Genomic DNA, 12,778 nt, shown 5'->3' with positions numbered 1-12,778 from the left:
GTCAAACTATCGAATCTCCGGACACTACTGACCTAGTGTAGTGCTGCACTCTTAACGATACTTATTGCAAACCTTTGTGGGTCGGACTTCAGTCCGACATGTCGGGTTAAAACCCGACCCACAAGAGCTTCCCGCACCTTGGCATAAGTTCCAGATAGCGTGCAACACTACACTAGTTCGATTAATAGATCAGCTTGCGCCTGGGGGCAATAGGTGCATCAGTTCTGATCGAGTCTGAGTCGAAATCCTTCTCCGCTTGTGCAAGTGCTGCCAACCGTTCTTTTTCAAGTGAAACCCACTCCGGCATCGATTTTGCAAACCCGAAGCTGAATTGCTCATTAGCTTTCTTCATCGCATCACGTCGTTGATCTTCGCTAAGCTGAGCAATCTCGACGGGCATGCGCGCCAAATATTCCGCGTCAATCTTGTTCAGGTGGTGCTGAAGAGGCGGGATGCTATTCAAAATCTCAAGCTCCTTGGCGTACTCTCTAGATTGCACAGCAATCTCTCGGTATTCCGAATAGAGTGTCGGGCACTCCGATGGCGCAGCGGCAATAGAGGACTCTGCCGTCTCCGAGCCTGAATCAAAATCCCTCTCCGCTTGTGCAAGTGCTGCCAACCGTTCTTTTTCAAGCGAAACCCACTCCGGCATCGATTTTGCAAACCCGAAGCTGACTTGCTCATTAGCTTTTTTCATCGCATCACGTCGTTGATCTTCGCTAAGCTGAGCAATCTCGACGGGCATGCGCGCCAAATATTCCGCGTCAATCTTGTTCAGGTGGTGCTGAAGAGGCGGGATGCTATTCAAAATCTCAAGCTCCTTGGCGTGCTCTTCAGCTTGCGCAGCGATCCTATACTGCTTATCAAGTTCTGCCTTGAAATGCGCCTCAAACCCTTCTGCGGTAGCTAGTGGATGATTGATTCCCTCCCGCATCAACGCTTCCAGCAGGGCCGCCTCGCTTATCTTGCGGGCCTCCAAGTTGACGCGCAGGCGAGAAGCATACAAGTGCCAGCATTGCCTGGCTTCGTGCGCCTGCACAAGCTCCTGGTGTTTCCTTTCAGCGATCGCTATTGCCCGATCAGCCTGCATGCCAGCTATTTCCGCCCTCGAATCAGCCTCTATCTGAGCAGTCTGATCCGGCACTAGGAGATTCCCAAGCACCATTCCTTTGACAAATTCGTTCATACCATGTCCCTTATGTAAGCAGACATCGTCTGCGCGCTATAGTGATTATTCATGCGTCATGTCAGGCAGAGATCAGCCACCGCTGACCGCAGCACGCGCCTTCTGCAAACCATGCATATTTAGCATATCAGCCTTGGCCTTGTCGTCTGCAGCCTTGCCTCGCCTGGCCCTGATATTCGCCATGGCCTTCCCCATGATATCCCGTCCTGCCGCCGTCCCCACCGTCGCCACGGCTGTAAAATTCTCACCTGAACGGTTACCCGCACTTGAGCTCTGCGTGTGGAATCCTAGCCACTGCAGGGCGGTGTCCGGGATCAAGTGTATCAGATTGACCGACAGGTTCACGATCATCACTGAGGTGGACGTCGCGATCGTGTGGGCAATGGCGTTGACCGATTTGCTGACAGCAATGCTGAAGCGCACGGGTTAAGCCGCTATAATCCGCGCACTTTCCGCCCTCACTGATTGGCACTTCCAGCAATGACCGATAAATATGCCGTGATCGGCAACCCCATCGCGCACAGCAAATCGCCGCTGATCCACCGCATGTTCGCGCAGCAGACCGGACAGGACATCCGCTACGAAGCGATCGAAGCGCCGCTGGAAGGCTTCGCCGAGACCATCGCACGCTTGCGTGCCGAAGGTTACAAAGGCTGCAACGTCACCGTGCCGTTCAAATTCGAGGCGTACCAATTGGCGACGCAACGCAGCGGTCGCGCCAATGATGCCAGTGCGGTGAACACGCTCATTTTCGAAGGCGGGGAAATCCTGGGCGACAACACCGACGGCGTCGGCCTGCTCGCCGATATCGAAAAGAACCTGCAATTCAAACTGTTCCTCAAGGACGCCTTGCTGCTCGGCGCCGGCGGGGCGGCAGCCGGCGTGCTGTGGCCGCTGTTCAATGCCGGGATCAGCATCGTCATCGCCAACCGCACCGAGGCCAAAGCCGAACAGCTTGCGGCGCCGTTCGAAGGTGCGGGAACGGTGCACGCCCGATCCTACGAGGCCCTGACCGGGCGCAGCTTCGACCTGGTCATCAACGCCACTTCCAGCGGCTTGTCGGACCAGCTTCCGCCCTTGCCGGATGGACTGTTCAAGCCCGGCGCACTGGCCTACGACATGCTGTACGGCAAGGAGACGCCGTTCATGGCGTTCGCGCGGCAGCAGGGCGCGGCCATCGTTGCCGACGGCCTGGGCATGCTGGTGGAACAGGCCGCCACCTCTTTTGCCCTGTGGCGCAAGGTACGCCCGGATACCACCCCCGTCCTGGCCGCCCTGCGCAAACAATGAAAATGCCGCGCAGCCTGTTCTGGCGCAGCGTGGCGGTGCTGTTCGCCTTGCTGCTGCTCTACCAGTTGTGGCTGTTCGCCCACATCTGCTGGTGGATCAAGTTCAATCCGGCCGGCAGCTCCTTTATGGCGGATCGCCTGGAAGTGATGCAGGACAGGAATCCGGATGCCGAACTGAAACACAAGTGGGTGCCCTACAACACTATTTCGAACAATCTCAAGCGCGCGCTCATTGCCGCCGAGGACGCAAAGTTTGTCGATCACGAAGGGTTCGACTGGGAGGGGATCGCCAAGGCTTACCAGAAGAATTTGAAGAAGGGCCGGATCGTCGCGGGCGGTTCCACCATCAGTCAGCAATTGGCCAAGAATCTCTTCCTCTCCACCAAACGCACGCCGTGGCGCAAGGGCGAAGAAGTCCTGATCACGCTGATGCTGGAGACCGCAATGGACAAGCGGCGCATCTTCGAAATCTACCTGAACGTCATCGAGTGGGGCGATGGCGTATTCGGCGCGGAAGCGGCGGCACGGCATTACTTCGGGGTCAGAGCTTCTCAACTCACCGCCGAGCAGGCGGCACGCCTCGCCGCCATGGTGCCCAACCCGCGCTACTACGACCGCCATCGCCAGGCTTCGGGCATGCTGGCCAAGACGCTGATCATTCTGGAACGTATGCCGGATGCCGAGATACCCTGACGGCGACCGCTTATTTTCCTTACAATAGCGCGCAATTTTCCGGGCCGCGCCATGACCGAAAACACGGAACACCAATTCACCGATAACGTGCAGGAACATCTCCAGCAGGTGCAACACCTGCTGGAGAAACAGGCGTTGCTGGAAACGGTTGTGCATAACCAGGAATTGCCGCGTGCGGAACGCCACGAGCTGCTGGACAAGATGCTGCACAAGCGCCACCTGGCGGAGTTGAGCGAAAAACTGGAAGCCCTGCACGCCGCCGATATCGCCTACATCCTGGAAGCGCTCCCCATCGAACAGCGCCTGCTGGTGTGGAATCTGGTCAAGGCCGACCGCGACGGCGAAATCCTGATTGAGGTTTCCGATTCGGTACGCGAATCGCTGATCGCGGACATGAGCCGCGACGAACTGCGCGAAGCCGCCGAACAGCTCGACACCGACGAAATCGCCGACCTTGCGCCAGACTTGCCGCATCACGTGATCCGCGATGTGTTCAAGTCGCTGCCGATCGAAGAGCGCGAACAACTGCGCGCGGCGATGTCCTATCCGGAAGACTCGGTCGGCGCCCTGATGGATTTCAACATGGTGCATGTGCGGGAAGACGTCACGCTGGAAGCCGTGTCCCGTTACCTGCGCCGTTTCGACGAACTCCCCGACCATACCGACCAGGTTTTCGTGGTGGACCGGGATGAGCGCTTCCGGGGCGTACTGCCGATCAACCTGATCGTCGTCAACGAACCCGAAACCCCGGTGGGGCAGTTGATGATCACCGACGTCGTCCAGTTGCATCCCGACGACAAGGCGGAACACGCCGCACAGGCGTTCGAACGCTACGACCTGGTGTCGGCGCCCGTGGTGCATGAAGACGGGAAATTGTTCGGCCGGGTCACGGTGAACGTGGTCCTGGACTTCATCCGCGAGGAATCCGATACCGACCTGCTGAACCAGGCCGGCTTGCGCGAGGAGGAAGATATCTTCGCCTCGGTGTGGAAGTCGGCGCAGAACCGCTGGACCTGGCTGGCGCTGAATCTGTGCACCGCTTTTTTTGCTTCGCGCGTGATTGGCGAATTCGAGGGCACCATCGCGCAAATGGTTGCACTTGCCACCCTGATGCCCATCGTTGCCGGCATCGCAGGCAACTCCGCCAACCAGACCACCACCATCATCATCCGCTCGCTTGCCCTCGGCCAGATCAACCAGAACAACGCACGCCGGCTGATGCTGAAAGAACTCGCGATCAGCGGCCTGAACGGCATCGTATGGGGGGGAATTGCGGGATTGTTCGCTTACTTCCTCTACCGCAGCGTGCCGCTCGGGCTGGTGATGACCAGCGCCATGCTGCTCAATCTCACCCTGGGGGCACTGGTCGGCATCGGCATCCCGCTGCTGATGCAGCGTCTCGGTCGCGACCCCGCCATCGGGGCCAGCGTCATGCTCACCGCAATCACCGACAGCGGCGGCTTTTTCATCTTTCTTGGCTTGGCGACGGTATTCCTGATCTAACCTGGTCTGCCCCCCTGCGCAACAACGGCAATGAGGCGCACGATGCCGATTGAGATCAGCAAATTGCGATCAGAAAAGTCCAGGCGATCCGACCAGCATGCCTGCGCGGACAGACTGCGCACGGCCAGACGACACGTATGAAGAACGGATAGAAAGGGCGAAACGCAACGGCCCGGCGCCCGCCCTAATCTACCGCTATCAGGCGCCGAGGATGCCTTTGCCGGACGCTTTTTTGGCAGCCGGTTTCTTTGCCACAGCCTTTTTCGCTGCCGGTTTCTTGGCGGCTACTTTCTTGACGGCTGGCTTCTTTGCCACAGCCTTTTTCGCTGCCGGTTTCTTGGCGGCTACTTTCTTGACGGCTGGCTTCTTTGCCACAGCCTTTTTCGCTGCGGGTTTCTTGGCGGCGACTTTCTTGGCGGCTACTTTCTTGACGGCCAGCTTCTTTGCCGCGACCTTTTTCGCTGCGGGTTTCTTGGCGGCTACTTTCTTGACGGCTGGCTTCTTTGCCGCGACCTTTTTCGCTGCGGGTTTCTTGGCAGCTACTTTTTTGGCGGCCGGTTTCTTTGCAGCAGCCTTTTTCGCTGCGGGTTTTTTGGTGGTGCTTTTCGCTTTGGTAGCAGTTGCCATTTTCATTCCTTATTAAAGTTTGATGGACTAACCAAATACTACATTGCGTGCAACCGCAGCACTCCCGATGCGTCTTTCAGTTGCTTGAAATCTCCCAACACGCACGGTGGCGGCATTCTATGCGCGAATATTTTTTTTTCGCAATAGATTTGTGCAGTTATATGCAAAAAAATCACGTGATGATTTTTTCGGTGGCATACAGTTGCTCCAAGGTTTCGCGTTCGCGAATAAGATGGGTCTGTTCCCCGTCCACCATCACTTCGGCCGCGCGCGGGCGCGTGTTGTAGTTGGAACTCATGCTCATACCGTATGCGCCGGCCGACATCACCGCCAGCACATCCCCCGCCACAACCCCCAGTTCACGGGCGTGCCCGAGGAAGTCGCCGCTCTCGCAAACCGGCCCGACCACCTCGAAAATCAAAGATTGCTTGTCTCGTTCACCCCCGCGCCCTCCGGGGACGGGTTGGAGTGGGTGAGCAAGTTGCACCGGCAGGATCTGGTGATACGCCTCATAAAGAGCCGGGCGCATCAGATCGTTCATGGCCGCATCGACGATCGCAAAATTCTTCTCTTCGCCCTGTTTGAGATATTCGACCCGAGTCAGCAGCACGCCGGCATTGCCGACCAACACCCGGCCCGGTTCGACAATAAGTTTTTCGCTGCGACCGGACAAGGCATGTAACAACGCACGGGCGTATTCAGCAATGGAAGGCGGTGTTTCGTCGTCGTAGCAAATCCCCAGCCCGCCGCCGAAATCGAAATGCTCCAGCGCGATGCCTTCGGCGGCAAGCCTGTCCACCAGCGCCAGCACCTTCTCGGCCGCGGCGATGAACGGGCCGACTTCGGTGAGCTGCGAACCGATATGGCAGTCGATGCCGGTCACCCGCAGGTGTGCCATTCCGGCCGCCTTGCGGTAAAGCGCCAGTGCCTCGGAATAGGCCACGCCGAATTTGCTCTGCTTGAGCCCGGTGGAAATGTAAGGATGCGTTTTGGCATCGACATCGGGGTTCACGCGCAGACTGACCGGCGCAATCTGGCCCAGCCCGCCCGCCACTTGGTTCAAACGGTCCAGTTCCGCCGCCGACTCGACGTTGAAGCACAGGATGCCCGCTTCCAGCGCCTGGCGCATCTCGTCCTCGCGCTTGCCCACCCCGGAAAAGACCACCTTTTCTGCCGCGCCCCCCGCGGCCAGAACGCGTTGCAGTTCGCCGCCGGAGACGATGTCGAATCCCGCGCCGAGTCGGGCGAACAGATTGAGGATGGCCAGATTGGGATTGGCCTTTACCGCGTAACACAGCAGATGCTCGTGCGCCGCCAGGGCCTGGTCGAATTCGTGGAATGCGCTTTCCAGTGCAGCACGCGAATAGACATAGCAAGGCGTCCCGAAGCGCCGGGCGATTAGCCCCAGCGGGACTTGCTCGGCGTACAGTTCGTCCTGGCGGTAACGGAAATGATCATTCATGGCTTGCCTCGTCCTTGAGGGAATGTGAATACGTGTCGGAAAAACCGGCTTGCGCCTGGGGCAGATACAGCGGTCCTTTGCGCCCGCATCCTTGCACGCACAAGAGCAACAGAAACATAATGCCGAGGGTACGCATGATGAAATTCTTTCTATAACCCGAAGGTTCAACTCAAAACGGCCGCGATTATAAGCGAAGCGCGTGCCGGCCACTCAGCAAGGAGCAATGATGACGGAAAGCGAATTCAACCGGTTGGCGGACGAAATTTTCGGGCGCATCGAACGCGCGCTCGACCACGGCGACCTGGACTACGACAGCAACGGCTCGGTCATGGAGATCGAATTCCAGGACGGCAACAAGCTCATCGTCAACCGGCACGTCCCCAACCGCGAGATCTGGCTGGCGGCAAAATCCGGCGGCTTCCATTTCGCCCTGCACAATGGCGTCTGGCAGAGCCAGCGCGACGGCAGCGAACTGTTTGCAAAACTGGGAGAGCTGGCACGACTGGGTGCCGGCGTCGAGATTCTATTTTGAAACTAGACTGCCGCCCGCCGACTGGCCGGGAGGAGACAGAGGCACCCGCAGCGGCCGTCTGGAGCACGCACGCCAAGGCAAGATTATCCGCGGCGGCATGCGACAGGATGTCGCACCCGTTTCAGTCCCCGAGGTGAAAATCCCGCAGTTGCGCGCGCCGCTCCCGGTATTCCGGACACGCCTGCGCCACCCCTTGCCAGAATGCGGCGGAATGGTTCATCTCGCGCAAGTGTGCCAGTTCGTGCACGATCACGTAGTCGATCAGCGCGTGCGGCAATCTGATCAGTCGCCAGTTCAGCCGCACCACGCCGCGCGCGCTGCAACTTCCCCACTGGCTGCGCGCGGCCGACAAGCGGATGGCGCTCGGTGCGACCTGCAGCAGCGGCGCAAAATGCGCCACGCGCTGCTCAAACAGTTGCTGCGCCTGTTGCCGGTACCAGTGCTCGGTCGCGCGTTGCACGCGCTGCGGCGTCGCCTCCTCCGCCAGCCGCAGGTGGAGCATTCCCGCGACCCGCACGGGCGGCGCGCCGAACAGATCGGGCACGACCCGCAGAACAAGGGTATCGCCGCAAAACGAAATGGGCCCGCCGTCGCGCCACTGGGGCGGCGCCGGACGCCGGACTTGCCAACTGCCGATTTTCTCCACCACCCAATCGGCTTTGTCGCGCAACACAGTGTGCAGCCATTTCTCGGAGGCGCGCAGAGGCATGCTCACCGTCAGGCCGCGCTCGTCGATGCGCAAGCCGATGCTGCGGCGTTTGCTGCTGCGTTTCAGGGTATAGCTGATCGACTGGCCGGAGAGATCGATCTTGCGCTGTTCGACGAGCGGCGGCGAAATCTTGCGGCGCAAGGCGTTCAACATCACAGTTGCGCCATCTCGCCTTCGATCCATTCCTCGACCAGGCGGTTGATCTCCTCCGCCTTGAGGCCGGCGGTGGCGATGGGTGCGCCGATCACCATCTGCACCACCCCCGGCCGTTTGACGAAGGCATTCCGCCCCCAGAACTTTCCGGCATTGTGCGCGACGGGGAGGATGGGCACGCCCGCATGCTTCGCCAGCAACGCGCCGCCGATCTTGTATTTTCCTTTCTGACCATAAGGAATGCGCGTGCCCTCGGGGAAGAGGACAATGCTGAAACCCTGTTCCAGCTTGGACTTGCCTTGCTCCAGCAGCTGCTTCATCGCCTCCTTGCCCTTGCTTCGATCCAGCGCGATGGGACTCGACAGTGCCAGCAGCCAGCCAAAGAAGGGGATCCACAACAGCTCGCGTTTTGCGACCCAGACATGCGCGGGCAAGACCAACTGGAGCGCCAGCGTCTCCCACGCGGACTGGTGCTTGCTCAACACCACGCAGGCCGTCGGCGGAATATTCTCCCGGCCGCGCACTTCCATGCGGATGCCGCAGATGACTTGCAGCAGCCACAACATGCCGGGAGCAAAACCGGACAGCAAGCGATGCCGCGTATGCTGTCCGAACAGAAAGATAACCGGCGAAAACAGGGCATAGGCCAAAGTGAACACGGCCTGCGCCAGCGCAAACAGAATGGAGCGGAGCAAATTCATGGCAAGGCAGCCGCCACGGCGGCAAGATCCGGGAATATCAGGGTGTCCTCCGGCAAGCCACCCGCGTCCTGCGTCTTCACGCCCTTGCCGGTCAACACCAGATACGGGCTGGCACCGAGACGAGCAGCCGCTTGCAGGTCGCGCAGCGAATCGCCCACCGCCGGCACGCCGACCAGACTGACGCCATAACGCGCCGCAATCTCCTCCAGCATGCCGCTCTTCGGTTTGCGGCAGTCGCACTGGGCATCATTGGTATGCGGACAGAAAAAAATCGCGTCGATGCGCCCGCCGACCAAGGCCAGCGCTTTGTGCATCCTGTCGTGGATGGCGTTCAGCATCGGCATGTCGAACAGGCCGCGCCCGATGCCGGACTGGTTGGTCGCCACCACCACCCGGTAGCCGGACTGGTTGAGGCGCGCGATGGCTTCGAGGCTGCCGGGAAGCGGACGCCATTCCTCCGGGTTCTTGATGAACTGGTCGGAGTCGTAATTGATGACGCCGTCGCGGTCGAGGATGATGAGTTTCATGCTGCGAGTTTGGAAATGTCAGCCGACTGGTTCATCAGCCGTCCCAACTGTTGCAGCAGCATGGCGCGGTTCAGGCGCAGCGGCTTGTCTTCTGCCATCACCATCACCTTGTCGAAGAAATCGTCGATGAACGGCTTGAGCGTGACCAGTGTCTTCAGGTTGTTGCTGTAATCGCCGCGTTCGAAATACCCGCGCGCCATCGGCGCGATGTCCTGCATCGCCTGATACAGTTCGCGTTCGGCGTCGTCCTTGAGCAACGCCGGGTTAACCGCCGCCTGCGTTTGCTCGCCCAGTTCTTCGGCATTCTTGCGCATGATGTTCTGCACCCGTTTGTTCGCGGCCGCGAGGTCCTTGGCCACCGCCAGCGCGGCAAAAGTGCGCACACCCTGCAAACGCGGCAGCACTTCGTGCAGACGCCCGTTGAGGACGGCCAGCACGGCCTCGATCTGGGCAATCTCGAAATCCTGCTCGCGCAAATAACCGCGCAGACGGTCGAGCATGAAGCCTTCCACCTCCGCCGCCACGGTCGCGCTCAACATGCCTTGCGGGAAATTGTCGGCCGTCACTTTCAGCAATGCCGGCAAAGACAGTTCCAGCGGCGTCTCGATCAGGATGCGCAGGATGCCCAGCGCCTGACGGCGCAGGCCGAACGGATCCTTGTCGCCGGTCGGGATCTGACCGACGCCGTAGATGCCAACCAAGGTTTCCAGCTTGTCGGCCAGCGCCACCGCGCAGGCCAGCGGACCTTGCGGCAGGGTATCGCCGGCAAAGCGCGGATGGTAATGCGCCTCGATGGCGCTCGCCACGGCCGGCTTTTCGCCGTCGTGCAGCGCATAGTAATGTCCGATGATGCCTTGCAGCTCGGGAAACTCGCCCACCATGTCGGTGATGAGGTCGGCCTTGCTCAAACGTGCCGCCAGTTCCGCATCCGCCTTGTCCGCGCCGAGCAGGCGGGCGATGGTGCCCGCCAGCGAGGTGATGCGTTCCACGCGCTGCAACTGCGTGCCCAGCTTGTTGTGGTACACCACGCTACCCAGTTTCTCGACACGACTTTCCAGCTTCTGCCTGCGATCCTGATTGAAGAAGAACCGCGCATCGGCCAGGCGCGGCAGCACCACGCGCTGGTTGCCCTCGATGATGTGATGCGGATCGGCGATCTGCATGTTGGAGACGATCAGGAACTTGTTCAGCAACTTGCCGCTGTGCGCATCCAGCAGCGGGAAGTATTTCTGGTTCTGCTGCATGGTGAGGATCAGACATTCCTGCGGCACTTCCAGATATTCTGCCTCGAACTGGCCGACATACACCTCCGGCCACTCCACCAGCGCCGTCACTTCGTCGAGCAGGCCGCTCAATACGCTGCGCTCCTCGTTGGACATGGACATCAGTTTGGACTGGTCAAAGTTGGCGTGTCCGATCCAGATCGCACCGTTCTCCCCCGCCAGTTGATCCAGACGCGCCGCGATGCTTTCGCGGCGGCTGGCAAAGCTCGCCACCACGCGTCCGTCGCGTGCCAGTGTCGCCTCATAGTCGTCGGCGTGCGCGATGGTCACGCGCTCGCTGCACAGAAAGCGGTGGCCGCTGGTGACGTTGCCGCTGCTCAATCCCAGCACCTCCGACGCTACCACGCTGCTGCCATGCAACACCGTCAACCCGTGCACCGGACGTACGAACTGGTGTTCCAGATCGCCCCAGCGCATTAGCTTGGGCACCGGCAATTTCTTCAGCGCCTGGACGATGATGGCGGAGAGATAGTCTTCCAGCGGCTTGCCCTTCTGCTCGATGCGCGCGATGAAACATTCCGCCTTGCCTTCGCCCGCGCGCTGCAACTGCGCCAGCGTGACATTGGCCGAGCGCATGAAACCTTCCAGCGCCTTGGTCGGCTTGCCTTCGGCATCCAGTCCGGCGGCCACTGCAGGGCCTTTGCGTTCGATGATGCGATCCGCCTGCTGCGCCTCCACCTCGGTGATGCTCACCGCCAGACGGCGCGGCGTGCAATAGGGTGTGCAGACACTGTCGTCACCCAGCAATGCCTGTTCTTTCAGCGCGGCAAAGACTTCGTTGGCGAAGGTGGCGGAAAGCTTCTCCAGCACCTTGGGCGGCAGCTCTTCAGTCAGCAGTTCGATCAGCAATGTCTGTTTCATTTATTTGCCCTCCCCGGTTTTGCACATGGGGAAGCCCAATGCCTCGCGCGAATCGTAATACGCCTGCGCCACCCGGCGCGACAAGGCGCGCACGCGGCCGATGTAGGCCGCGCGCTCGGTGACCGAAATCGCGCCGCGCGCGTCCAGCAGGTTGAAGGTGTGCGAACACTTCATCACCATCTCGAACCCCGGCAGCGGAAGCCCCGCTTCCATCAGGCGCTTAGCCTCGGCCTCGTATTCGTTGAAGTGGCGGAACAGCATCTCGACGTTGGAATGCTCGAAGTTGTATTTCGATTGCTCCACCTCGTTTTGGTGAAACACGTCGCGGTAGGTCACTACGGTGTCGCCGTTCTTCGCCCACACCAGATCGAACACGTTCTCCACACCCTGCAAGTACATGGCGAGGCGTTCCAGCCCGTAGGTGATCTCGCCCAGCACCGGCTTGCAGGTGAGCGAACCGACCTCCTGGAAATAGGTGAACTGCGTGACTTCCATGCCATCCAGCCACACCTCCCAGCCCAGCCCCCACGCGCCCAGCGTCGGCGATTCCCAGTCGTCCTCGACGAAACGGATATCGTGCTCGCCGGTATCGATGCCCAGCGCGCGCAGGCTGTCGAGATAGAGTTCCTGGATGTTGTCCGGGGACGGCTTCAGCACCACCTGATACTGGTAGTAATGCTGCAAACGGTTCGGATTCTCGCCGTAGCGCCCGTCCTTGGGACGGCGCGACGGCTGGACATAGGCCGCGCGCCAGGGCTCCGGCCCGATCGCGCGCAAAAAGGTGGCGGTGTGGAACGTCCCCGCACCGATCTCGATGTCATAAGGTTGCAGCAGCGCGCAACCCTGCTTGTCCCAATAATTCTGCAGCGTCAGGATGACTTGCTGAAAAGTCGGCCCATGGCCGACTTTCGGTGAAGACTCATGCGCGGAGCGGGTGATGTCGGAACCAAAAGTGTTTTTTTGGGAAGACTCACGCGCGGAGCGCGTGACGTCGGAACCAAAAGTGCTTTTTTTGGAAGACTCATGCGCGGAGCGGGTGATGTCGGAACCAAAAGTGTTTTTTTGGGAAGACTCATGCGCGGAGCGCGTGATGTCGGAAGCAGAAGTGCTCATTGGTGTAAACCGGCTAAATTGGTGTAGGCGCGCATTTTACGGGTTTTAGTACGTTTGCGTCATCCCAAGTCCGTCAAATCAAAACACTGAAGCCCCCAGCTACAGGCGCCATTCCCACAAAGCACCAACTGCTATAATT

The 12,778-nt window shown here is 59.9% G+C and carries 14 protein-coding genes; 4 read left to right on the top strand and 10 right to left on the bottom strand.

Annotated features, from left to right (window positions below; genetic code table 11):
- Nucleotides 1–181: 181 nt before the first annotated feature.
- Nucleotides 182–1,186, bottom strand: a complete 1,005-nt coding sequence (locus tag ACKTSJ_RS00180; protein WP_407896192.1) for a hypothetical protein — start codon at nucleotides 1,184–1,186, stop codon at nucleotides 182–184.
- A 72-nt stretch (nucleotides 1,187–1,258) separates the two neighbouring features.
- Entirely contained in the window at nucleotides 1,259–1,609 is a 351-nt protein-coding gene (locus tag ACKTSJ_RS00175; protein WP_407896190.1) for a hypothetical protein, read from the bottom strand.
- A 57-nt stretch (nucleotides 1,610–1,666) separates the two neighbouring features.
- Between ACKTSJ_RS00175 and aroE the strand changes: the two genes are divergently transcribed.
- From aroE to mgtE, 3 genes are read left to right on the top strand one after another with little or no spacing between them, the layout of a single operon-like run.
- A complete protein-coding gene (gene aroE, locus ACKTSJ_RS00170) occupies nucleotides 1,667–2,476 on the top strand; it encodes a shikimate dehydrogenase (RefSeq protein ID WP_407896188.1) in 810 nt (269 codons plus the stop codon).
- Nucleotides 2,473–3,168, top strand: a complete 696-nt coding sequence (mtgA, locus tag ACKTSJ_RS00165) for a monofunctional biosynthetic peptidoglycan transglycosylase (protein WP_407896186.1) — start codon at nucleotides 2,473–2,475, stop codon at nucleotides 3,166–3,168. The genes aroE and mtgA overlap by 4 nt, the downstream gene beginning before the upstream one ends.
- Nucleotides 3,169–3,219: 51 nt before the next feature.
- Entirely contained in the window at nucleotides 3,220–4,671 is a 1,452-nt protein-coding gene (mgtE, locus tag ACKTSJ_RS00160) for a magnesium transporter (protein WP_407896184.1), read from the top strand.
- Nucleotides 4,672–4,869: 198 nt separating this feature from the next.
- Here the strand turns inward: mgtE and ACKTSJ_RS00155 are convergent, their stop codons facing one another.
- The 3 genes from ACKTSJ_RS00155 to lptM form a co-directional block, all read right to left on the bottom strand.
- Entirely contained in the window at nucleotides 4,870–5,298 is a 429-nt protein-coding gene (locus tag ACKTSJ_RS00155; RefSeq protein WP_407896182.1) for a histone H1-like repetitive region-containing protein, read from the bottom strand.
- 172 nt (nucleotides 5,299–5,470) lie between these two features.
- Nucleotides 5,471–6,760: a diaminopimelate decarboxylase gene (gene lysA / locus ACKTSJ_RS00150; protein ID WP_407896180.1), complete on the bottom strand. Its 1,290-nt coding sequence runs from the start codon at nucleotides 6,758–6,760 to the stop codon at nucleotides 5,471–5,473.
- Entirely contained in the window at nucleotides 6,753–6,896 is a 144-nt protein-coding gene (gene lptM, locus ACKTSJ_RS00145; protein ID WP_407896178.1) for an LPS translocon maturation chaperone LptM, read from the bottom strand. The genes lysA and lptM overlap by 8 nt, the downstream gene beginning before the upstream one ends.
- A gap of 90 nt (nucleotides 6,897–6,986) precedes the next feature.
- On the opposite strand from lptM, the gene cyaY reads away from it, so the two are divergent.
- The gene (gene cyaY, locus ACKTSJ_RS00140; RefSeq protein ID WP_407896176.1) at nucleotides 6,987–7,292 is read left to right on the top strand and encodes an iron donor protein CyaY; all 306 of its coding nucleotides are present in this window, start codon (nucleotides 6,987–6,989) and stop codon (nucleotides 7,290–7,292) included.
- A gap of 121 nt (nucleotides 7,293–7,413) precedes the next feature.
- Here the strand turns inward: cyaY and ACKTSJ_RS00135 are convergent, their stop codons facing one another.
- Genes ACKTSJ_RS00135 through glyQ form a run of 5 tightly spaced genes read right to left on the bottom strand, consistent with a single transcriptional unit; the run spans nucleotide 7,414 to nucleotide 12,639 of the window.
- Complete coding sequence (locus ACKTSJ_RS00135; RefSeq protein ID WP_407896174.1) at nucleotides 7,414–8,154, bottom strand: M48 family metallopeptidase; 741 nt, start codon at nucleotides 8,152–8,154, stop codon at nucleotides 7,414–7,416.
- Nucleotides 8,154–8,855, bottom strand: coding sequence for a lysophospholipid acyltransferase family protein (locus tag ACKTSJ_RS00130; RefSeq protein ID WP_407896172.1), 702 nt, complete (start codon nucleotides 8,853–8,855; stop codon nucleotides 8,154–8,156). The genes ACKTSJ_RS00135 and ACKTSJ_RS00130 overlap by 1 nt, the downstream gene beginning before the upstream one ends.
- The gene (gmhB, locus tag ACKTSJ_RS00125; RefSeq protein WP_407896170.1) at nucleotides 8,852–9,382 is read right to left on the bottom strand and encodes a D-glycero-beta-D-manno-heptose 1,7-bisphosphate 7-phosphatase; all 531 of its coding nucleotides are present in this window, start codon (nucleotides 9,380–9,382) and stop codon (nucleotides 8,852–8,854) included. Before gmhB ends, ACKTSJ_RS00130 begins: the two co-directional genes overlap by 4 nt.
- Nucleotides 9,379–11,526: a glycine--tRNA ligase subunit beta gene (glyS, locus tag ACKTSJ_RS00120; RefSeq protein ID WP_407896168.1), complete on the bottom strand. Its 2,148-nt coding sequence runs from the start codon at nucleotides 11,524–11,526 to the stop codon at nucleotides 9,379–9,381. Before glyS ends, gmhB begins: the two co-directional genes overlap by 4 nt.
- On the bottom strand, nucleotides 11,527–12,639 hold the full coding sequence (glyQ, locus tag ACKTSJ_RS00115) for a glycine--tRNA ligase subunit alpha (protein ID WP_407896166.1): 1,113 nt from the start codon (nucleotides 12,637–12,639) through the stop codon (nucleotides 11,527–11,529).
- Nucleotides 12,640–12,778: the final 139 nt, after the last annotated feature.

Source organism: Ferrigenium sp. UT5 (genome assembly GCF_045866295.1).
In the GTDB taxonomy this organism is placed as follows: domain Bacteria; phylum Pseudomonadota; class Gammaproteobacteria; order Burkholderiales; family Gallionellaceae; genus Sideroxyarcus.
Note: the sequence above shows the minus strand (reverse complement) of the source record. Positions and strands in the feature narration are given on the sequence as shown.